Below are 21,607 nucleotides of genomic sequence, written 5' to 3' on the forward strand. Positions count from 1 at the left end.
AAAAGCACGTCACCCTTTCTCATTAACATAAGAGAATAGTAACGTACTTTCAACTTCAAGAATAGTCTGAATCCTTAAGTTGATGGATGTGTGACGGTGCCCCATGCTCACCAAGCTAGTTAGTGTATGTTAAGTAAACCTTATGGATTTGTATATCTCATCCATCCACTTTCAGATTGTTTCGCTTTATACTTTCCATAAGAAAGAAGCTTCATTGCCGAGCGATTTGCCGCATGAAAAACCAGGTTCAGCTTCCATTCTTCCTCCATTTCACTGGGATAGGTGGTGGATTCATAAACATAATAACCCGCCATGATACAGGGGACTACTTGCTCCGGTTCAAATCCATAAGCAGTTGCATCATCGACAACCAAATCAATGAGGCATCGGTTTCCATCTTTAACTTTTTTCTGGAGTAACTTTTTTACCGATCCTGGTACTAATTCTAATATTTTATCCTTCATGTCAGTCACCTCATCTTTTATCATGTCCAGATAGCCTGGGGATATGTGTCAAACAGAATGAAGTTCCAACCGTAATTGCACAGGTTTAACAAGATCTTAAGGACTATATCACCCCAAAAGGGAAAATGGCTTTAAATCCAAGAAATCTGGTGATACAGGGAGAAACGTATTCGTTCATTTTGCAGTTGATTGGAACGAAACAATTCAAATGTAGGAAAACGTGTCGTGTCTAAAGTGGACAACCTATGTTTCTATGATTCTCCATATTGGCAGGATAATAATGTTGCAGGTTCTGTAGATGCAGGATTAGGATTTACTATAGACGCAAAAGTAACTGTCAATGGATCCACAATATAAAATACACAACAGCAAAGGCAAAACTAAAAGGCATGAGCCCGGTATAATACCGGACCCATGCCCAAGAAGCTGCCTAATGAGATAACGTGTCTAACTTTTAGAGGTCACTTTTTGGCCATAAAACAAAGTTTGATAATTTATAAAAAAGTTTGATCAAAAAGCCTGTGTTAATGTGCAGGTTTTTTTCTTGTTCCACAATCGGGCGTAATTATTGAGCAACACAAGTAGAAAATGATTAAACTGTTTATAAAAAATTATTCACTAGCAACACAATTTAGTAACGATAATGAAAGCTCAAATTCCAACATTATCCTCTTTACGTTTACAAATAACTGAGTTTGAACGGGATATCCCTCAGGTGAAAAACGTAGGGTCATTTGGACAAATTTACCGTGGTCGTATAGCAAGAATGAATGGATTTGATGATGTTCTTTTTTTAGATTCATTAGGACGCATTTCGGAAGGATCAATATGGAATATTGGTTTCTTCGATGGAGATCGAATTATTTGGCCAAAGGCTGAAATTCTCCCTGGTATAGCCATGCAAGTTATTCAAGCAGGTTTAGAGAAAATAACATTAAGACCGTTGCATGTGAAATTTATTTTATGGATACAATTTTTTAGCTTGATGGGCGGGCATGGGGCAAGACGCCTATTACATCTAAAGCAATATGTTCATATTGTTTTAGGTACTTTTTTTACAATACAATCATATTATAAAAAGGAGGGGGATATGAATGCCTAAAATAGTTGATCAAATACAAAGGAAGAATCAGATAGCCACCGCTACTTGGCGTGTAATATTAGAAAAAGGTATCGATAAAGCTTCCATACAGCAAATCGCTGATGAAGCAAACATTTCGGCTGGACTTGTTCAGCATCATTTTTCGTCTAAAAATGAATTAATTCATTATGCAATGAATTTAGTATTGAATCGAATGGAAGAACGGGCAAAAACTCGTACAAGTGATTTTAAGGGAACAAAAGAAGAAGCACTTAGAAGATTAATGAAATTTATTATTCCTACTAATAAAGAAGAAATGTTGGAAGGGAAGGTTTGGATTACATTTCTGGGTATATCCTTTAGTTCCCCAGAGCTTCTAGAACTTCGGAAGAAAATGGATGACCATACGAGATATCTTATGGGAATAATTCTAGATTTAATGAAGGATCTAGGATACGTCACACCAGGCTACAATAGAGATTTTGAATTAGAGATACTGTACGGATTTATCGATGGACTAGTAATTCATGTCCTTCAAACACCAGAATCATATTCAGAAGAAAAAGTAAATCAACTTATTGAGTATTATTTAAAAGAAAAAAAGAGGGATTAATCACATGAATAAAGTTTTCATTATTATTCTTGTCGTTGTTATTGTATTGATCATTAGGCAGCTTATTCCTAAGAAAGTAGATAGCTTTGATCTTCTTGGTATACCAATCATGGCTATAATCAGAACTTATATTGGTCTTCCAAATAGACTGGACTTTATAATTACAATTGAATTAATTAGCTTGCTTATCTTAGGAACGATAGTTGGTTATTGGCAAGCTAAGAGGGTGAAAGTCTTTCATCATAACAATCAATTATGTAGTGTTGGAGGCTATACCTATATTATCGGATGGATTATTATGTTTTTGGGAAGAATTGTTATTTTATTGTTATTCGACCTTAACTCTCTCATATCGACATTTCATGCGGGACATGAACAGTTTACGAGTGAAATAATTAAAGTTCTTTCTCATGCTGGAGATTGGTTAATATGGTCTACTATCCTTGCATCTTCCATAATGTATACCGTTACCTTATATAAGGATCACCCGGATATCAAGAAATTTATACATGCTCGTTTTAAAGAAATTAAACAACGGATAAAACATTAATTTAACTAACACGAATTGTGAAAGCATGTATTTGGTGTTATAGGGATGCCACCTATACCCAGCAACTTAAGAAATTAATTGTTCCCCAAAACGAAAAAAAGATGAAAAAAATAATAAAAAAGCTTATCATTAAGTGCTAAAAGATAAGCTTTTTTGTCTATCCTTATTGAATTTTATTGGATTTATTCCATGCTAATACTGTAATAAAATATTGAATACCAAATAGGAAAGCGAAAAGTATAATGAATTTTGCTATTACTGATAACCATCCAACGAAATCTTCAGGTAGGCGTACCGCCAACATTTTAACGAAAATATACGCTAAGCCAAAAATATAATAAGCTGTCCATATGGACAGCTTATTTACATAATTTTCGTTAATGGTAGTAAAAAAGCTCAATTCTTATCTTTTTTCAAATAAGATTTCAGTAATTCATTTATGAGCATAATAACTTATTTATTAATTTGCTGTACTCTTTTTTGAGTAATATGCTGAAAGTAAATTAAACTCTACATGCAAAAGCAGTGGAAAAACAATTGATAGTGAGTAATCCGTAATCGCACCAAATGTGATTCCCCCGACAAATGCGAACAGCATAAATTTTATGCTAGTCTGATTAAAACTGTAATATTGTAAGTGAGCTACAGCGAATAGAAAGGAAGATATTATGATTGGTACCGTAATTGGTATGTAAGCTATTTCATAAAAAGGGTATTTCGGGAATGAATTGTTAAGTATTGGTATAATCATCCCTCTGAAAATTACTTCTTCAAAAATAGGATACATAATTACAAAGTTTAAAATATTCTTTTTCCCGATCGGCTTATATCCTGAGTATCGCGAAATGAAAATATTTGTTATCGCGGCAATTAAGATTAATAGAACAGTTGGTTCGTAGTGAATTGGTAAACGGAATACATAATTATTTTCATAAAAATAACTAATTACTGTCAGCAGTGTTCCCCATATATAAATAATTTCATTTTCTATCTTTCGGTACAACGTTTTTCCAATAATAACGCGAACTGGAATATCAACAAGTTTATATGAAAAAGCTAATAAAACAGCAAGTATCAAAGCAATAAGGCAGCTCATATCGATTTATCACCCCATCTCACAAGGAATTCCTTTGTAATTCATACATTTGATTCATATCCAGTATTACTTTATTTTGAAATATTTTCCCTATGTTTTAAAATTTTACCATATTATGATAGTTTGAAGTGAGAAAAATTAGTTGTATATCCTATTCATGTAAAGTTAACATAACGTCTCAAATAGTTTAACACCTGAACATCTAAACAGTCACCTGAACAAGCTGAAAATAGATAAAGAAGATAGACTAGTAAACAAGCTGCTTTCTACTTTTAAACATAGAATATAAGGAATCCTATTTTTAATATAAGGGGGGAATTTATATTCATGAGAGATGATTGTGATAGATTTTGGGATGATTTAGTGTTCTGTAGACGTAATCGTGACTGCGATTGTGATGAATGTCGTCGCAGACGTAACCATGATCGTGATTTCGATTTTGATGATCGTCGCAGACGTGACCATGATCGTGATTTCGATTTTGATGATCGTCGCAGACGTGACCATGATCGCGATTTCGATTTTGATGATCGTCGCAGACGTAACCGTGATCGTGATTTTGATCGTGATGATCGTCGAGATTGGTAAATCCCTTTGGAAAAGTGCTTTGAGGAAAAGCACTTTTTTTGTTCAAGAATTTTCTGGTCTTATTTGTTAAGGGAAGATAAGGATAATTGAACTACCCCCACTTCTAAACGAAGTGAAAGTGGAGGTGGTTCAAATGATTTAAATAGTTTACTTTGCGGTTCATAGCAAGAACTCTGTTACTAGGCCTAATTTATTAAAAAAATAGATTTTGTATTGTAAGAGAAATTATATTATCTACCTCATGTATCCAAAACACAATCCAAAATGCAGATACTGTAACATTTGCTTTTTCATTTTTTTTATAATAAATCAAATAAGCATAATTATAAAGAATTCCTGTTATTGAAATACATATTATATAAGTTATCCCAAATGGATGATATAAACCAAACATTAATGCTGCAAGTAACACCATTAATAAATCATGTTTACGAATCCAGGGAATACAACGAAGAATCCAGAATAAAAAAACTTGGAAAATTAAAGTTTCTACTATAGGAGCTATAATTAAAACTGATAAAATTTGAAAATATATAGGTTCATTCTGAGCAGGATTACTTTGTATTTCTGGTAATAATAAAATAAATGGTCTGGTAATTAAATAGCTTAAGATTACCATAATTAATATAAATGATATTGGATGCATATTCACAAGAAATTGATGTATTTTTTTTATCACTTATTATCTTTCCTTTTCAATTAAAATATAAAAATACTTAACACGAATCCACTTTGTATTTTAAACTATTTATCATTGTAAATATATATTAAAAAATACAAAGATTCTCATTTTGCATATGGAGCTCTGTGTTTATTTCGACTATCTGTTCAACCATAAGTACCATATGTTTTTTCGTGACAATAATAATTCTAGAATTTTTTATCATACAGACGTAGCAACTATAGAACGAATAGTAACAGCTATGAACAAGAAGAACATAACACTAGAACAGGCTATAAATCTAGCAATGATAAGTGTTTCAGAAAGTGAGATAGCAACTGTTGCTACAGATAGCGTAGCAGATACAGAACACATAAAAACATTAATAGAACGTATAGAACGATTAGAACAACTTAATTTAGAGTTAACTCAAAGATTGGATCAACAAAGTAAACTTTTACAGGAAACTGATGCTCAAAAAATAATAGGAGAAGAACAAAGAGATATTCTCTTAATACAAGTATTAAGAGAAATACAAGATAGTAAAAGCCTAATAGTAGCTTCAGAACAGAAGAAATCACTTTGGAGTCGTCTATTTGGTAAATAAATTAGAATTTAATAATAGCAAAAAGCTCACTCCTTATTTATTTTTATATGAGGAATGGGCTTTTTTACTATAGGTAAATAGGAGTATATAAACTTAAGATGTATAGGATGTTTAGCAAAAAATGTAGGACTTATTCTAACTTCACTGTGATAAAATGTAATAAATTCATACTTTTACAAGTTATAGGAGGGAGATTTTTGCATAAAAAACTTAGCAAATATCTTATATTAGTTTTTTTAACCCTTATCATTAGTGGCTGTTCGATTTCAAAAGGATATGATGGTTACGATACACCACAAGAAGCATTAAAACAGGGATTAAAACCAACAAATAATACAGAGCTAGATAAATATAATGCTTTAAAAAGTATTATAAAAATAGATGAAAAAATAGCTTTTTTTGTTACACCTGATAATTACATTTCAATAGCAGATTTAGAAATAGAAAATGGAAAATGGACTGTTAGTGGGATAACAGGAGGAGCAAATGTGAGTGAGTTAGAAGTACAAGATTCTGGTATATCACCTACTATGGGAATATCAAATGGAAAAGTTATTTCTGGTTATCTTAAGAACTCATCTATTATTAAGGTATCATATGAATCCATCTCAGGACATATTGTAGATTTAGATAAATTCTTACCAAAAGAAACAAAGTATAAAGGATGGAGTTTATGGTACGTGATCCTTCCTAATAAATTAGATGATGATTTAACGTCGTTCGATCCTATTACAACTGTTTTAGAATTTAAAGATACAAACGACACTATTATAAAATATAAAAATTGATCACTTATAAGCAGTTTCCGATTTCGAAAGCTATATAAAAAAGCTAGCATGAATCTAGCTTTTTTTGTTTGCGATGCTTTAGTATCTTTATCTGTAACGTTTTGAATGTATACTTTTGTTATGTATTTCGAGAATATCAGAGGATTTGGATAGAGGTCAATGTTTAAGCGGGAATGAAAGTAAACTAATAGTTGAAAGTTTACTTTCATTTTTTCTTGGAAATATTTTAATTAAAAAACTGAAAATTAAAATATTTAAATGTATAATAAGGTATAGAAGATATTAAAGAAATAAATAGAGAAGAGGGAATATCGTATGACTAGTTTAAAAAATGTTCTTGAGCTTGATTTTGCATATCTTGAAACCTTTACTAGCCGAATAGAGAAATCATGGGGTTCTATATTTTGTAATGAAAGTAACCCATATTATTATGATGCAAATCATGCACATGTAAGTGTAGTAAGTTTAAATCCACAAATGATAGTAGATGAAGTAGTCCATTTCTATAAGACTAAAAATATAGTACCTAGATTTTATATATACAACTTAGATATGCAAGGAAAACTGATTTCTGAATTACAAATAAAGAATTTTGGATTTGAAGAATTAATAAGTCCAGTTCAATTATGGAATAAGGAATTAACTAAAAAAGATAAAAATGAAAAAGTTACTATTGAAAAGGTATCTGAATTAAATTTTGAAGAAGCTTTAGATATTGAATGTAGTATAAAAGAGTTGGGAGGCGAAGTTAGAAAAAAAGCTTTTCAAGATGAATTCCAACATCCAGCATTCACTCACTATCTACTTAGATACAATGGAGTAGCATGTTCCATCGCTTGTATTTTTGAACATGAAAAACAAGCCCGAATGGAAAGTGTTGCTACAATTGAAAAGTTTAGAGGTAAGGGGTTAATAGGTGAACTTATTCACTTTATTCAAAGTGAAGTAATGAATAGAGGACTAGATAATCTTTGGGTGATCCCAATTAATGAAACAGTAGAAAAAGTGTATGCAAAGTATGGATTTGAAACAGTAGAAAAAATTAAAACGGGACATGCGTTTTTTGAAGGAAAAAGTATTAAAGAAATTCACGAGGGATAGAAAAAATCATTTTATTTTGCTAAAAAATATTTAGTTAACAGATGTATTGAAAGTAAACTAATATTTAAAAGTTTACTTTCAAAAAGGGGCAATAAAAAACAGTAGTGATTTTATGCACTATTGTTTTTTTATTGCCCCTTTTTGAAGGTAAGTAGTATAAAAAATGTTGGTAAATTTTTTTAAATAGGCGTTTAATCGAGATACAAGTAATTTAGGGGCGTAGGCTGTATGTATTTTATTTCTACATGGCCCAGTTTTGCACGTATCTCGGCTGAACTCCAGAAAAAAGGTACTCAAATGAGCGCCTTTTTCTAATTTATTACATCTTTAATTGATTTTAAATTGATTTGAATACGTGAATTCACCACGATATTTAATCGCAGCTACATAAGTACCACTTGTATAAGTATCTGTGATAGGGGTTTGCCAAATTTCTGTTCCAGGAATAAATTCTGGTTCTATTGTTTGGAATCGTTCTAGGGAACCATTTGTGTGGATTTTAAAAATTTTCATCTTTGCACCAAAATGTTCTCTACCAAAATGCTGTGTTAAGTAAAATGTATCACCTGTTATTAAATTCCCAATCTTCCAATCAGGTTGATATGTACTTTCCTCTGAACTTTCCAAATCCATAATTGTTTTAAATCCCCAATCATCATTAAATGGATCTGTGTAAGCTGCTGCAGCTTGTTTATTTGGCATAATCATTTCTATAGCTGTGAAACTTCCAAATGTTAACGTTCCAATAAGTGCTAATTTCCCTATTTTCATCATGTTAAAATTCCCCCTTTGGATTTATTTATATAATATACTTTTTTTGGAGGTTTGGAAATATTTACACAATTACAGTTAAAGAAAGGCACTCTTATGAGTGCCTTTCTTTATTTCATTCATTAAATTCGTTAAATAACCGCCATAATAAGCTTGGAAGCGGTTCTACCTATGAAATGCTAAACGCAGCATTTCCAGGTCAAATTAATCCGTGGGATTTAAGAGAAGAACCAGATAAGACTTGGATGCATAAAGGAGAAGCAATAATAATCATTCGAAACGAAATTGTAACATCTTCACTCCTATTCTATATTGGAATTATATAGAATAGGAGTGAAGGGATGGATGAATTGTATCCAGAAAACATTAAAAATCATTCGGATGTTTAGAGTTAAATATAATCCTTTTAATGTTTTTTAGAGAAACTTGTATACCTCTAACCTCGCATAATATCAGAGGAAGGAGTCTTCTGTCGGAAAAAGATAAAAACAGCTTTTCCAGAAGCTACGGTAAAAAATAAAATTTTTACTTAGTTTGCTTTACTATATATTAAATGTAAACGGTTTCTATTCTCGGCGAAGATACTTAGAATGGGACCTTAATGAATTTAGAAAACTGAAGGGGGAATCATAAGTGGTAGAAAAATTATTTACAATATTAGAAGATGGGGGACTTCATGCGCGTCCTTCAACAACATTAGTTAATGCAGTTAGCTCATTTAAATCAGAAGTGATGCTTGAGTATAAAGAAAAACAAGTGAATTTAAAATCTATTATGGGTATTATGGCACTTGGTGTTCCAAAAGGCGCACAAATTAAAGTGATTGCAAAAGGGGAAGATGAAGAACAAGTGCTTCAAAGTGTAAGTAAAGTAATGCAAGTACAAAGTATTGGTGCATGATAATAAGTACCGTTTTGAATGATTTGCATAATAAAAGGAATTTCCAACGCTAGAACGTATCATCTAGAAACTCCTGAGTCAATAACATATAACGGTATATCATATATTAATAAGTATTGAAAGAACATCAAGATTCCCAATAGATTTAACTTCTTGGGAATTTTGATGCTTACTAGTAAGGGCAATCTAGTGTCATGTTATTACATATAGATATATAACATAGTTGGAATTTTAAAATCAGCACATATAATCTAAAGTGTTAGTTATAAGGGAAAATAAAAATATCCTGTGAAGTAATGCATATAACATAGAAGGATATAAGAGATAGGTGAAATTCATGAATACAAGACAAAAAGAAATTTTGTTTCTGTTATTATCTGAATCTAATGATTATTTATTAGTGCAAGACCTTGCGGATCAAGTAAATTGCTCGGAAAAAACAATTCGTAATGATTTTAAAGCAATTGAGAATCACCTTACGAATTATTCGAGTGCAATTCTTGTTAGGAAGCCGGGCTTAGGAGTTTACTTAGAGATTGAGGAATATGAAAAGGTAGATTTGTTTAATAAACTTTACTGTATAAATAATCGTACAAAGTATGAATCGGATGAAGAAAGAATCCTGCAAATTGCTTATAACTTGTTAATGAATGTAAAGGCAGTCACTGCACAGGATATGGCTTCTCAACATTTTGTAAATCGTACTACTATAAAGAAAGATTTAGATAGAATTGAAAAGTGGTTACATCATTTTGATTTAACTGTTGTTTCAAAACAGCGGATAGGACTGATTGTTAAGGGAAATGAAAAGAATAAAAGAAAAGCCTTGGCTAGATTATCAGATTTAATTCGTAATTCAGAGCTAACGAATCAATTTATTAAGGAACAATTTTTATATCATGAGGTTGAATTTGTTACGAATGAATTGAAAGCGCTACAAAAACGCCATGCATTATTTTTTACAGATGATGCATTTGAAAGTTTATTAGTTCATACGTTGCTGATGGTACGGAGAATGAAGCTTAAGCAATCGATTTTAACTTCTAAAAGGGAAATTAAAGTCATACAAGAAACAAAAGAATATAAATGGACATTGGAGTTTTTAAAACGATTAGAGTGTGTTTTCGCTGTTCATTTTACAGAAGAAGAAGCGACGTATTTAACAGCTCATATTTTGGGCGGGAAATTCCGTTATCAAGACAAGCCAGGAGAAGGTAGTAAACTTACTGAAAGTAATCCAATCCTTTCTAGGGTTGTACATCAATTAATAAAACGAATGTCACAGTTATATGAAATTGATTTCAGTAGAGACCAAGTTTTAATTGAGGGATTAACAATTCATCTATACACAACGTTGAATCGTTTGAACTATGATCTCTCTGTATCCAATCCAATGCTACACGATATAAAAAGAATGTATCCATATATATTTAATATGTTGATTCAGGTATTAGAAGAAATAAATGAATCTCTAGTTCTATATATTCCGGAAGAAGAAGCGGCGTATCTTACTCTACACTTTGAAGCATCTGTTGAACGGTTAGATCATCAGGAAAAATCAAAAAATGTAATTATAGTGTGTCATATGGGAATTGGGATGTCACAGTTGTTACGGACAAAAATTGAGCGGAAATTTCGTCATATCCATGTGATGGACTGCATTGCAAAAGCTGATTTACAAGATTATTTAATGAAACATCATGATGTGGAACTCGTTATTTCTACCATTGCTCTTTCAAAATTACTTATTCCTCATATTGTGGTATCCCCATTATTAGAGGGAGCGGAAGAAAAGAAGTTAGGGGACTTTATAAAAGAATGCGATGAACCGAGTTATAAAGAACAAAAAGACTTTGTTATGCTCAATTATACATCTCCATTTTTAGTATTTTTACAACAGGACGTACAGCACCCATATGAGCTAATTGAAAAGCTAGCGCATGCTTTGCATAGCAAAGGCTATGTAGATAAAGAATATGCAGAAAATGCAATTATAAGAGAAAAGATGTCAGCAACAACGATTGGAGCAGGGATTGCGATTCCACATGGCAATCCGAAATTTATTCAAGAGTCGGTAATTGCAATAGCTACATTAAAGGAGCCAATTGAATGGGGATCAGAGAAGGTATCACTTGTATTTATGCTAGCAGTTAAAAGTGATGGGAAAGAGGTAACGAAACAGTTATTTCATGAGCTATCCTTCATAAGTCAGCAACCATCCTTTATTCAAAAACTTACGAAAGAAACAAACGTAATGAAATTTTTATCGTATTTACATAATTAAACGAAAAGTGAAGGCCTAAATACTTCGCTTTTTTATTTGTTACGGTAAAAGGTTTATTTTTCCGGAAGTTACGGTAAAAAATGAAACTTTTGTCATTATGATATTGATTTATATTATGTGTAGGCGCTTACAACGATAGTGTGAGGAGGATTAGAAATGAAACTGTTAGCGATTACATCGTGTCCGAATGGAATTGCCCATACTTATATGGCAGCAGAAAATTTGCAAAAAGCAGCGGATAAATTAGATATTCAGATGAAAATTGAAACCCAAGGTGGTATAGGGGTAGAAAATGAGCTGACTGAAAAAGATATTCGAGAAGCAGACGGTATCATTATAGCTGCTGATAGAGCGGTAAATAAAGATAGATTCGTAGGCAAAAAATTGTTGGTTGTCGGAGTTCAAGATGGTATCCGTAGACCAGAAGAATTAATTCAGAAAGTAGCAAGTGGCGATGTACCTGTCTATCATTCACAGGCCAAAACAGTTGATAGTAATCAACAGGAGAGAAAGCAAAACCCGATATATCGTCATTTAATGAATGGTGTATCTTTTATGGTTCCATTTATTGTAGTTGGTGGATTGTTAATTGCAATTGCATTGACGCTCGGTGGAGAAAAAACACCTGGAGGTCTAGTGATTCCAGATGGATCCTTCTGGAAAACAATTGAACAAATTGGTGGTGCATCATTTACGTTTATGGTTCCAATTTTAGCTGGATATATAGCGTATAGTATAGCCGATAAACCTGGTCTTGTTCCTGGTATGATTGGTGGTTATATTGCAGCAACAGGAAGTTTTTATGGAAGTGAAAGTGGTGCTGGTTTTCTTGGCGGAATTATCGCTGGTTTCCTAGCAGGTTATGTAGCATTAGGAATTAAAAAAATAAAAGTTCCAAAAGCGATTCAACCAATTATGCCGATTATTATTATTCCGGTGTTCGCTTCGCTTGTAGTTGGTTTAGCATTTATATTTATTATTGGTGTTCCTGTCGCACAAGCTTTCGAGTCATTAACTGCTTGGTTGGCGGGTATGCAGGGATCAAGTTCAATTCTCCTAGCATTAATTTTAGGGGCAATGATTTCATTTGACATGGGTGGACCAGTCAATAAGGTTGCATTCTTATTTGGTTCAGCAATGATTGGAGAAGGAAACTATGAGATTATGGGTCCGATTGCTGCGGCAATCTGTATTCCACCAATTGGAATGGGACTTGCTACTTTCATAGGTAAGGGGAAATTCCAAGATTCAGAGAAAGAGATGGGTAAAGCATCATTTACAATGGGGCTATTTGGAATTACGGAAGGTGCGATACCATTTGCGGCACAAGATCCACTTCGTGTTATTCCAAGTATTATGGCTGGTTCAATGACAGGTGCTGTGATTGCCATGATTGGTCATGTAGGAGATAGAGTGGCACATGGCGGTCCAATTGTTGCGGTGCTAGGAGCAGTAGATAATGTATTTATGTTCTTTGTGGCTGTAATTGTAGGTTCAGCTGTGACTGCTGTTCTAGTAAATGTATTGAAAAAAGACATTTCAAAGGTAGAAAAACAAGCAGTTGAACAAATACAAGAAGTTTCAGCAACAAAAGAACTGCTGCAAGTGGAGCAAGAAACGCAAAAAGAAAGCAAACAAGTAGATAAGGTAGAAATAAAAAAACTAACAGACATTACAAGCTTAGAGTTAATTGAAACAGATCTAAAGGGAGAAACACGAGATGACGTCATTGATGAAATGATTCAAAAATTAAACCATGTCGGTGCATTGCATTCCAAAACAGAATTTAAACAAGCGATTATGAATCGTGAGCAAGAAAGTACAACAGGTATTGGTATGAATATTGCGATTCCACACGGAAAATCAGAAGCTGTTAAGAAACCGAGTGTGGTATTTGGGATTAAACAATCAGGCGTAGATTGGAAAAGCCTAGATGGAACGGAAGCGAAATTAATATTTATGATTGCGGTACCAAAAGAAAGTGAAGGAAATCAACATTTAAAAATCCTTCAAATGCTTTCTCGAAAACTAATGGATGACAATTATAGAGAGCGGTTATTATCCGTCCAAACAAAAGAAGAAGCGTACAAGCTACTAGATGAAATTGTATAGAATGGAGGATAATAATCATGACTGAACCATTATTTTTTGCACCTGTTTTTAAAGAAAGAATTTGGGGTGGAACGCAATTAACCTCTTTTGGATATGAGATTCCATCAAATCAAACTGGAGAGTGCTGGGCTTTTGCAGCACATCAACATGGACAAAGTATTGTTAAGAACGGAAAATATAAAGGTTTATCTTTAGGTGAGTTGTGGGAAGAACATCGAGATTTATTTGGAAATGTGGAGGGAGATTGTTTCCCTCTTCTTACAAAAATTTTGGATGCTAATCAGGACCTATCTGTTCAAGTTCATCCAAATGATGAGTATGCCAGTGTACATGAAAATGGAGAACTGGGAAAAACAGAATGCTGGTATGTAATCGATTCCAAAGAAGACGCAGAAATTATTTATGGACATCATGCGAAAACAAAAGAAGAGTTCATGGCTATGATTGAACAGAAAGAATGGAATCAATTGTTACATCGTGTGAAGGTGAAACCGGGAGATTTCTTCTATGTACCAAGTGGAACTGTTCATGCAATCGGTAAAGGGATTTTGATATTAGAAACACAGCAAAACTCTGATACAACCTATAGATTGTATGATTATGATAGAAGAGATTCAGAAGGGAATTTACGTGAGCTTCATCTTGAAAAAAGTATTGATGTAACCGAAATTCCATTTATATCGAATCAGTTAACTGTAAAACATGAAAAAGTAAATGATTTGATCGTAACAAATTTTATCAAGTGCCCGTATTTTTCAGTGAGAAAATGGGAGCTAGATGGATCAGCTAGTTTGAAACAACAAAAAGCATTCCTTCTTGTTAGTGTAATTGAGGGAGAAGGTGAGTTAATTAAAGATGGCGAACACTTTTTCTTTAAAAAAGGAGACCACTTTATATTACCTAATAATTTTGGGGAATACGATTTGGTAGGTAACACTAATTGTATTGTTTCAAGTTTTCGATAATTTTAATTATACATATATAACGTATAAAGGATGTTTATTTATTTTAACACAAATTAACCAGCTGTAGTCTTTGAATAAAGTATGATTCTTACAAATGCTTTAATTAGTTATATTTTAGTTTATCTAGGAATGACTGTGTTTGGAGTATATCTTAGAAAATATTAGTCCGATTTTTTCTGATGAGGGTAACATTTTGTTACTCTTTTTTTGGGGATCAACATTAACTAGCTACTTCCTAAACATTCTTCCTTATTAACCAACCTGTTTATGCTTTTTTCAAACTTTGCAACAGAGCCGTATTTCTGTTAGCTATTAAGAACGATGGAAAAGCCGTCTTTTATTCAAAAGCTTACAAAATAAACGAATGTAATGAAGTTTTTATCTTATTTACGTCATGAAATGAGGTAAGGATCGGAAGGTCCATACCTTTTTGTTTTGATAAGGTAAAATTACTATTTTTCCGGAAGTTACGGTAAAAAATAAAACTTTTAACTGTTTGATATTGAAATACAGTAATGGTAGATGCTTTTATTAAGGTTTGAAGAGGAGGTATTAGCGTTTTTAATGACAACTGAGTATTAGATTCTGATAGTGAATGTATGATAGAAAGGCATTCTAGTAATATAAGTTATGGCAGTGAATTTTATTACTTAGCAGACCCTTTATTGACTTTATAGGTTTAAGTCAATGATTAGTTAATCTGGCATTGTATAAAAGCACCTTATTTACTACTTCTATTTGTGAATAAAATCACAAGTGATATATGGAACAACAAAATGAATTTTATGACTAAGCTTTCATCAATCATTTAATCTGGCGCAGTACTGTAAGGTGGAGGGGGACAGCTTTAACACTACTTCAGCGATAGTACACCATCCGCAGCCTCGCTGTATATCGCAATCTCATAGAGGAACAGAATAAAGCAGGCGGTCTGTCACGAGAAGGTCAAGTAGTCCTGACGAGAATGAGAAACAAGTTCCACAGTAATCACCCAATTTTCGAAGAGATAGGCAACAACAATGCCTCCTCGCCTATTTTTGAAACCGCTTTAAAAATGTCGAGAATCAGGTTTGTTCTGGGGGTGAATAAATGATAGATCTTGGCTATCAGGACAGAGCCGATACGGAATAATGAGTTCCGAGATCCTTACTAGGGATAAAGGAGGTGATTTTCTCAGAGAAGAAAAAGTTAACTTTTCAATAGACAAAGATTGACGAAAAGAGACACAACAGTTGTGTCTACTCAAAAAAACAGGAGGAAACATTTAGGAGGTAGTGATATGGTAGGGATTATCCTAGCAAGTCATGGCGAATTTGCTGAAGGCATCTTACAATCTGGCGCAATGATTTTTGGAGAACAAGAAAACGTTAAAGCGGTGACCTTAATGCCAAGCGAAGGTCCAGACGATTTGAGAGCAAAAATGGAAGCAGCAGTTGCATCTTTTGATAATCAAAATGAAGTATTGTTTTTAGTTGATCTATGGGGCGGTACTCCATTCAATCAAGCTAACAGCTTGTATGAAGAACACAAAGACAATTGGGCAATCGTTGCTGGTATGAATTTACCAATGGTGATTGAAGCCTATGCATCCCGTTTCTCAATGGAGTCTGCTCAAGAAATCGCAGTACATATCGTTAAAACGGCAAAAGAGGGGGTTAGAATTAAACCTGAAGAGCTAGAGCCGAAAGAAAATACTAATACCGTAGTTGTTGAAGATGGACAAGCAAAAGGTCCGCTTGCTCCAGGTACAGTAGTTGGTGACGGGAAAATCAAGTTCGTTTTAGCCCGTGTGGATTCTCGTTTATTGCACGGTCAGGTAGCGACTGCGTGGACAAAGTCTACAAACCCAAATCGTATTATCGTAGTTTCAGATGCAGTGTCTAGAGACGATCTTCGTAAGAAATTGATCGAACAGGCGGCACCACCAGGGGTTAAGGCAAATGTTATTCCAATCAGCAAAATGATTGAAGTTGCAAAAGATCCCCGTTTTGGTAACACTAAAGCACTATTATTATTTGAAAACCCACTAGATGTCCTAAAAGTTATTGAGGGCGGTGTGGACATTAAAGAAATTAACGTTGGTTCTATGGCTCATTCAACCGGTAAAGTTGTCGTTAGTAAGGTTCTTTCCATGGGACGAGAAGATGTTGAGGCTTTCGAGAGAATGGAAGAAAAAGGCGTTCGGTTTGATGTACGTAAAGTACCGAATGATAATCGTGCAAACATGGATGACATTCTAAAAAAAGCGAAAGTTGAATTAGCATAGTGACATAGCAAATTTAAATGAAATGGGGGGTCCATAATGTCTATTATAGAAATAGTTTTAGTAATACTAATTGCTTTTCTAGCTGGTATGGAAGGAATATTAGATGAATTTCAATTTCATCAACCACTAGTGGCATGTACATTAATTGGTTTAGTAACAGGCAACTTGGAGGCTGGTATTGTTCTTGGTGGTACACTTCAAATGATTGCGCTTGGATGGGCAAATATCGGGGCAGCCGTAGCGCCAGATGCTGCATTGGCATCGGTTGCATCAGCAATTATTTTAGTATTAGGCGGACAAGGTGTTAGTGGTGTTGCATCAGCAATCGCAGTAGCGGTTCCGCTTGCAGTAGCAGGCCTTTTCTTAACAATGATCGTTCGTACACTAGCTGTCCCTATCGTACATATGATGGATACAGCAGCTGAAGAAGGAAATATAAAAAAAATCGAAATGTTACATATCGCTGCGGTGTGTTTACAAGGGATTCGAATTGCGCTTCCTGCAGGAGCACTTTTATTTATCCCTGCACAAAGCGTTCAAGCATTCTTGGAATCAATGCCTGCATGGTTAACTGACGGAATGGCTATTGGTGGTGGAATGGTTGTTGCTGTTGGTTATGCATTAGTTATTAATATGATGGCAACAAAAGAAGTATGGCCATTCTTCATTATTGGTTTCGTAATAGCTGCAATCTCTCAATTAACACTTATTGCACTTGGTGCATTGGGTGTGGCTTTAGCTCTTATTTACTTGAAACTTTCTAAAATGGGCGGTTCTTCAAATGGTGGTGGGGGCAACTCTGGCGACCCACTTGGCGATATCTTAAACGATTATTAATTCAGAAGGAGGAGAAAAGAAATGGCAGAAAAAATTCAATTAACTAAAAAAGATCGTTTAGCCGTTGCATGGCGCTCTACGTTTATTCAGGGTTCTTGGAACTATGAACGTATGCAAAATGGTGGTTGGGCCTTCTCGATGATTCCAGCAATCAAAAAATTATATAAATCAAAAGAAGATCGAAAAGCAGCGTTAAAACGTCACTTGGAATTCTTCAATACGCACCCTTATATTGCTTCACCAATTCTAGGAGTTACATTAGCACTTGAAGAAGAACGTGCTAATGGTGCTGAAGTTGATGATGTGGCAATTCAAGGGGTTAAAGTTGGGATGATGGGTCCTTTAGCCGGTGTTGGTGATCCAGTATTCTGGTTTACCTTACGTCCGATGTTAGGTGCTTTAGGGGCATCATTAGCAATGGGTGGAAATATCCTTGGGCCAATCCTTTTCTTCTTAGCTTGGAATCTGATTCGTTGGGGCTTTATGTGGTATACACAAGAATTTGGTTATAAAGCAGGTTCTAAAATCACTGATAATCTTTCAGGTGGATTATTACAAGATATTACAAAAGGTGCATCAATCCTTGGTATGTTCGTACTTGCTGCCTTAGTGCAACGGTGGGTATCGATTAAATTTCAGCCGGTTATATCTAAAGTTCAGTTAGATAAAGGTGCATATATTGAATGGGATAAACTTCCTTTAAATGGGGAAGGAATACGTCAAGCTTTTGAACAAGTAAACTCAGGAATGGCACTTTCACCTACGAAAGTAACGACCTTACAAAATAACTTGGATCAATTAATTCCTGGTTTGGCTGCATTGCTTCTGACATTCTTATGTATGTGGTTGCTTAAGAAAAAAGTCAGCCCAATTGTTATTATTCTTTCCCTCTTCGTAGTTGGGATAGTTGGTCACGTAATTGGACTTTTATAATGAAAGTATCGATGCTCTCAATTCCTAATGTTTACCATTGGGATGTAGATTGCAAGCTGTAAAAGTAGTTGGAGGATATTGATTCGGCCACTTTTTATGTTGAATTAATTGCTTAAAGAAGCAATTAATAAATAAGATAAAAGAAATGGAGCGGATTTGATGGTTCAGTCAATTAATACAAAGGTAGATCTAGTAATAGATGCCACTTCTTTTATGGGACTTGCAGATTATGGGGAAATTATGATTGGTGATAAAGGGTTTGAATTTTATAATTCTCGTGACACACGTAAATTTATTCAAATTCCATGGGAAGAAGTAGATCACGTTATTGCCTCTGTGATGTTTAAAGGGAAATGGATTCCACGTTATGCGATTGAAACGAAGAGAAACGGGACCTTCACCTTTTCTTCAAAGGATCCAAAAAAAGTTCTTCGGACCATACGAGAATATGTAAGTCCAAATCACATGGTTCGTTCTCTAAGTTTCTTTGATGTTATTAAGCGATCATTTAAGTCGATAAGCAAGAAAAAATAATGGAATAAAAGCTAAAGGGTTCTGTTGCAAAGTTTGAAAAAAACATAAACAGGTTGGTAAATGTGGAATAATATTTAGGAAGTAGCTAGTAATTGTTGAAGTTCATTGTATGTTGAAAAGGCGGAGTCTCTTTGAAGACTTCGCCTTTGTTTATATAGGGCATGAATGGTCTCGATACCTTTTATCGTATGTGAAGCATGACGAAGATTTTGAAATCCTGCGGATTTGGTAAAACGTCTCTTTACATGCCTATGATCCTGTTCAATAAGATTGTTTAAATGTTTAACTGTACAATGGATTGTAGTTTGATAAAATTCTTGTTTTCTTAATTTGTTAAATGCGCAAAGTAATGCCGGCGCTTTGTCTGTAGTCAGAACCGTTGGTTCTCCATAATGTTTTACTAATCTTTTCATGAAGGCATAGGCAGCCTGATGATCCCGTTTTTTACGAAGTTGAATATCCAATGTGTGCCCTTCTTTATCAATCGCACGATATAGGTAACACCATTCTCCTTTGACTTTGATATAAGTCTCATCCAATTTCCAAGTTAAATGTACATGCTTATTTTTCTTCTTTCAAATTTGATAGATCAGGTGGCCGTATTCATGAACCCAGCGCATGAAGGTTGTAGGATGAACTGAAACACCACGTTCTTTCAAAATTTCAGAGACATCACGATAGCTTAAAGAAAAACGACAGTAATAGCCGACGGCTACTAAAATAATATCTTGTTTGAACTGTTTTCCTTTAAAATATCTCATGTCTGATTCTCCTAGATCCTGTTTTCTAGAGTGTAGCTTCATGTAGAAAATTTTGCAACAGAACCGAAATAATTGAGCAAAAGATGAATGGAAATTGGAAATAATAAAGTTTGATCAAAATCTTGTAGTAAAACTGCAGGATTTTTCTTTTTCTTATTGAGCTAATGGGGGAGTTTAGTTACAGAAGAAAATCAAATAGCATAAGCCTACAAAAAAGAAAGCAAACTAAAATCAAGGGTGCCGATAACGAAAAGATACTACTTCGCTATCTGTAAATGGTGTATGTATAATTGTTGGCATCTTTGAAGGAATAACTAAATTTAAACTACAAGGGTGGTGAAAGAATGGCTAAAAATAAAAAAAATCAATTTAAGAATGATAAAAACGTTCTCCAAAAAGAAGATGTAGAACTTGCTGGAGAAAATGGACTTGAAAAAATAGCATTAAGAGCTCAAAAAAATCAAAAAAAGTAAAGAATAAGGGACATAGACCTGTCCATTTGTTCCTTGAAATTAACCTGATGTTTTTTTAGGAATACTAAAAGTAGATCATCATAAGGTGATCTCTTATGTTACATCCACAATATCCATTCCTTTGTCAGAGGCTGGAAAAATGGCCTTTTTACAGAGATGGTAAATAAGTATGTTCATACCACAGCTACAAAGGCTGGCAAGCACCTAATGTTATTTTAGTGTTAGATTCTCCATCAACACGTCATTTAAATGATGTAATCGTTCCCCAGACAGCTAATCCAAAACAAATAAAAAATGCGTTATCTATTAGTATGTCACGTGTAAAGGGGAAGGCCTCAACTGAGGAGTATTCCTTTGTTTGCTTAAATTACTTACAAAAATATAATCATTTAAAATCAATTTTTAATTCATCCTTTGAAGATGAAATAGACTTACCATTTTAGTAGGGCTAAACATAGGAGAGATATCACTCCTAAAGCAGCTTAAGAAAAAAACTCTCTTAGACATATCATAGTGAACCGTACAAGAACTATCAGCAAACCAAAATAAAAATCCAGCTAGATGATAATCATCTAGCTGGATTAATTTAGTTTTTTCCATTGGATGTCCACTGTATACCTGATTTTTCATATATACGGGTTAGCGACTGATTATATTTTTCGGCTTTTTTATTAATATCGTCAATAGATTTGGAAAATTTATTGCCACTGCTTACATCGTTGTTGTTTATAGCTAATTTAGAATACTCAGCAGCTTCATTTAATTTGTTGAAAATTTCAAGTAATAATGCTTGAAGTTCGTTCATATTTGGATTGAATTTTTTCTTAGAAATCTCACTAATAATTTTTTGAATATTGTCTTCCTTTTTTTCTATCTTGATTAAAAATTGTTCTTTTTCTGCATGGTTTGATATCCCTTGGTTATAGCTGTCTATTAATTCATCCATAAGTGGATAAATGTTCTTGTATTTTTCATGAAACCAATTCGCATCATTAATAATTTCTATTGTATTAGTATCTGACGCCTTAGTTACTTTTCTTATAATTGTATGGTTGTCTTGATAAATGATGTATCCAACAAAGATTACAAGGGTAACTGTAATAGGAGCGAGATAATTTGTTGCAATATTTCTTGGTTTTGTGTGATTTATTAATAAGGTGGATAGAAGAAAACCTGTAATCAAGCCTCCGAAATGCGCGGGTATACTAATATTTTCCCTAGT

The 21,607-nt window shown here is 33.7% G+C and carries 20 protein-coding genes and 4 pseudogenes; 17 read left to right on the forward strand and 7 right to left on the reverse strand.

The window, feature by feature from the left end; translation table 11 throughout:
• Positions 1-140 precede the first annotated feature (140 nt).
• Positions 141-464, reverse strand: coding sequence for a hypothetical protein (locus MR109_RS25800; RefSeq protein WP_002116589.1), 324 nt, complete (start codon positions 462-464; stop codon positions 141-143).
• Positions 465-662: 198 nt separating this feature from the next.
• On the opposite strand from MR109_RS25800, the pseudogene MR109_RS25805 reads away from it, so the two are divergent.
• From MR109_RS25805 to MR109_RS25820, 4 genes and pseudogenes are all read left to right on the forward strand, one after another.
• Positions 663-906 (forward strand): annotated as a pseudogene (locus tag MR109_RS25805) (hypothetical protein); the annotation flags it as partial.
• Positions 907-1,107: 201 nt separating this feature from the next.
• On the forward strand, positions 1,108-1,566 hold the full coding sequence (locus tag MR109_RS25810) for an aminotransferase class IV (protein ID WP_277931104.1): 459 nt from the start codon (positions 1,108-1,110) through the stop codon (positions 1,564-1,566).
• Positions 1,559-2,158: a TetR/AcrR family transcriptional regulator gene (locus MR109_RS25815; protein ID WP_242274384.1), complete on the forward strand. Its 600-nt coding sequence runs from the start codon at positions 1,559-1,561 to the stop codon at positions 2,156-2,158. The genes MR109_RS25810 and MR109_RS25815 overlap by 8 nt, the downstream gene beginning before the upstream one ends.
• A gap of 4 nt (positions 2,159-2,162) precedes the next feature.
• Positions 2,163-2,708, forward strand: coding sequence for a hypothetical protein (locus tag MR109_RS25820; RefSeq protein WP_002175079.1), 546 nt, complete (start codon positions 2,163-2,165; stop codon positions 2,706-2,708).
• A gap of 163 nt (positions 2,709-2,871) precedes the next feature.
• Here the strand turns inward: MR109_RS25820 and MR109_RS30575 are convergent.
• Positions 2,872-3,000, reverse strand: a pseudogene (locus tag MR109_RS30575) (DUF6773 family protein); the annotation flags it as partial.
• Between the two features lie 168 nt (positions 3,001-3,168).
• A complete protein-coding gene (locus MR109_RS25830; RefSeq protein ID WP_098307460.1) occupies positions 3,169-3,804 on the reverse strand; it encodes a CPBP family intramembrane glutamic endopeptidase in 636 nt (211 codons plus the stop codon).
• A 382-nt stretch (positions 3,805-4,186) separates the two neighbouring features.
• On the opposite strand from MR109_RS25830, the gene MR109_RS25835 reads away from it, so the two are divergent.
• Positions 4,187-4,462: a hypothetical protein gene (locus MR109_RS25835; RefSeq protein WP_242274411.1), complete on the forward strand. Its 276-nt coding sequence runs from the start codon at positions 4,187-4,189 to the stop codon at positions 4,460-4,462.
• 123 nt (positions 4,463-4,585) lie between these two features.
• Here the strand turns inward: MR109_RS25835 and MR109_RS25840 are convergent, their stop codons facing one another.
• Positions 4,586-5,071, reverse strand: a complete 486-nt coding sequence (locus tag MR109_RS25840) for a CPBP family glutamic-type intramembrane protease (protein ID WP_242274385.1) — start codon at positions 5,069-5,071, stop codon at positions 4,586-4,588.
• A 169-nt stretch (positions 5,072-5,240) separates the two neighbouring features.
• On the opposite strand from MR109_RS25840, the pseudogene MR109_RS25845 reads away from it, so the two are divergent.
• From MR109_RS25845 to MR109_RS25855, 3 genes and pseudogenes are all read left to right on the forward strand, one after another.
• Positions 5,241-5,660: pseudogene (locus MR109_RS25845) on the forward strand (DUF3967 domain-containing protein); the annotation flags it as partial.
• A gap of 197 nt (positions 5,661-5,857) precedes the next feature.
• Positions 5,858-6,448, forward strand: coding sequence for a hypothetical protein (locus tag MR109_RS25850; RefSeq protein WP_242274387.1), 591 nt, complete (start codon positions 5,858-5,860; stop codon positions 6,446-6,448).
• A 315-nt stretch (positions 6,449-6,763) separates the two neighbouring features.
• On the forward strand, positions 6,764-7,549 hold the full coding sequence (locus MR109_RS25855) for a GNAT family N-acetyltransferase (RefSeq protein WP_242274388.1): 786 nt from the start codon (positions 6,764-6,766) through the stop codon (positions 7,547-7,549).
• 327 nt (positions 7,550-7,876) lie between these two features.
• Here the strand turns inward: MR109_RS25855 and MR109_RS25860 are convergent, their stop codons facing one another.
• Complete coding sequence (locus MR109_RS25860) at positions 7,877-8,320, reverse strand: DUF5065 family protein (protein ID WP_242274407.1); 444 nt, start codon at positions 8,318-8,320, stop codon at positions 7,877-7,879.
• A gap of 633 nt (positions 8,321-8,953) precedes the next feature.
• Here MR109_RS25860 and MR109_RS25865 point away from each other — a divergent pair.
• The 8 genes from MR109_RS25865 to MR109_RS25900 all read left to right on the forward strand — a co-directional run bounded on the left by MR109_RS25865 (position 8,954) and on the right by MR109_RS25900 (position 19,151).
• Entirely contained in the window at positions 8,954-9,220 is a 267-nt protein-coding gene (locus MR109_RS25865) for a phosphocarrier protein HPr (RefSeq protein WP_242274389.1), read from the forward strand.
• Positions 9,221-9,557: 337 nt separating this feature from the next.
• Positions 9,558-11,504 carry a BglG family transcription antiterminator gene (locus MR109_RS25870; RefSeq protein ID WP_242274390.1) on the forward strand — a complete coding sequence of 649 codons (1,947 nt, stop codon included), beginning with the start codon at positions 9,558-9,560 and terminating at the stop codon, positions 11,502-11,504.
• Between the two features lie 156 nt (positions 11,505-11,660).
• Positions 11,661-13,616, forward strand: coding sequence for a PTS fructose transporter subunit IIABC (locus MR109_RS25875; RefSeq protein ID WP_242274391.1), 1,956 nt, complete (start codon positions 11,661-11,663; stop codon positions 13,614-13,616).
• A gap of 17 nt (positions 13,617-13,633) precedes the next feature.
• Positions 13,634-14,581: a mannose-6-phosphate isomerase, class I gene (manA, locus tag MR109_RS25880; protein ID WP_242274392.1), complete on the forward strand. Its 948-nt coding sequence runs from the start codon at positions 13,634-13,636 to the stop codon at positions 14,579-14,581.
• Positions 14,582-15,860: 1,279 nt separating this feature from the next.
• Complete coding sequence (locus tag MR109_RS25885; RefSeq protein WP_242274408.1) at positions 15,861-16,847, forward strand: mannose/fructose/sorbose PTS transporter subunit IIA; 987 nt, start codon at positions 15,861-15,863, stop codon at positions 16,845-16,847.
• Positions 16,848-16,883: 36 nt separating this feature from the next.
• Complete coding sequence (locus tag MR109_RS25890; protein ID WP_048376089.1) at positions 16,884-17,684, forward strand: PTS mannose/fructose/sorbose transporter subunit IIC; 801 nt, start codon at positions 16,884-16,886, stop codon at positions 17,682-17,684.
• A 21-nt stretch (positions 17,685-17,705) separates the two neighbouring features.
• Positions 17,706-18,617, forward strand: a complete 912-nt coding sequence (locus tag MR109_RS25895; protein WP_098473775.1) for a PTS system mannose/fructose/sorbose family transporter subunit IID — start codon at positions 17,706-17,708, stop codon at positions 18,615-18,617.
• Positions 18,618-18,776: 159 nt separating this feature from the next.
• Positions 18,777-19,151, forward strand: coding sequence for a DUF956 family protein (locus tag MR109_RS25900; protein ID WP_242274393.1), 375 nt, complete (start codon positions 18,777-18,779; stop codon positions 19,149-19,151).
• Positions 19,152-19,225: 74 nt separating this feature from the next.
• Here the strand turns inward: MR109_RS25900 and MR109_RS25905 are convergent.
• Positions 19,226-19,912, reverse strand: a pseudogene (locus tag MR109_RS25905) (IS6 family transposase).
• Between the two features lie 344 nt (positions 19,913-20,256).
• On the opposite strand from MR109_RS25905, the gene MR109_RS30120 reads away from it, so the two are divergent.
• Entirely contained in the window at positions 20,257-20,385 is a 129-nt protein-coding gene (locus tag MR109_RS30120; protein ID WP_277931105.1) for a hypothetical protein, read from the forward strand.
• 586 nt (positions 20,386-20,971) lie between these two features.
• Here MR109_RS30120 and MR109_RS25910 read toward each other — a convergent pair.
• A complete protein-coding gene (locus MR109_RS25910; RefSeq protein WP_242274394.1) occupies positions 20,972-21,568 on the reverse strand; it encodes a hypothetical protein in 597 nt (198 codons plus the stop codon).
• Positions 21,569-21,607 lie beyond the last annotated feature (39 nt).

This window comes from Bacillus cereus group sp. BfR-BA-01310 (assembly GCF_022664325.1).
Classification (GTDB): domain Bacteria; phylum Bacillota; class Bacilli; order Bacillales; family Bacillaceae_G; genus Bacillus_A; species Bacillus_A paramycoides.

Coding starts and splice junctions, on each gene's coding strand:
- MR109_RS25800 (WP_002116589.1), bottom strand. CDS start 464: ATGAAGGATAAAATATTAGAATTAGTACCAGGATCGGTAAAAAAGTTA.
- MR109_RS25870 (WP_242274390.1), top strand. CDS start 9,558: ATGAATACAAGACAAAAAGAAATTTTGTTTCTGTTATTATCTGAATCT.
- MR109_RS25855 (WP_242274388.1), top strand. CDS start 6,764: ATGACTAGTTTAAAAAATGTTCTTGAGCTTGATTTTGCATATCTTGAA.
- MR109_RS25815 (WP_242274384.1), top strand. CDS start 1,559: ATGCCTAAAATAGTTGATCAAATACAAAGGAAGAATCAGATAGCCACC.
- MR109_RS30120 (WP_277931105.1), top strand. CDS start 20,257: ATGGCTAAAAATAAAAAAAATCAATTTAAGAATGATAAAAACGTTCTC.
- MR109_RS25885 (WP_242274408.1), top strand. CDS start 15,861: ATGGTAGGGATTATCCTAGCAAGTCATGGCGAATTTGCTGAAGGCATC.
- manA (WP_242274392.1), top strand. CDS start 13,634: ATGACTGAACCATTATTTTTTGCACCTGTTTTTAAAGAAAGAATTTGG.
- MR109_RS25830 (WP_098307460.1), bottom strand. CDS start 3,804: ATGAGCTGCCTTATTGCTTTGATACTTGCTGTTTTATTAGCTTTTTCA.
- MR109_RS25900 (WP_242274393.1), top strand. CDS start 18,777: ATGGTTCAGTCAATTAATACAAAGGTAGATCTAGTAATAGATGCCACT.
- MR109_RS25820 (WP_002175079.1), top strand. CDS start 2,163: ATGAATAAAGTTTTCATTATTATTCTTGTCGTTGTTATTGTATTGATC.
- MR109_RS25875 (WP_242274391.1), top strand. CDS start 11,661: ATGAAACTGTTAGCGATTACATCGTGTCCGAATGGAATTGCCCATACT.
- MR109_RS25860 (WP_242274407.1), bottom strand. CDS start 8,320: ATGAAAATAGGGAAATTAGCACTTATTGGAACGTTAACATTTGGAAGT.
- MR109_RS25810 (WP_277931104.1), top strand. CDS start 1,108: ATGAAAGCTCAAATTCCAACATTATCCTCTTTACGTTTACAAATAACT.
- MR109_RS25890 (WP_048376089.1), top strand. CDS start 16,884: ATGTCTATTATAGAAATAGTTTTAGTAATACTAATTGCTTTTCTAGCT.
- MR109_RS25895 (WP_098473775.1), top strand. CDS start 17,706: ATGGCAGAAAAAATTCAATTAACTAAAAAAGATCGTTTAGCCGTTGCA.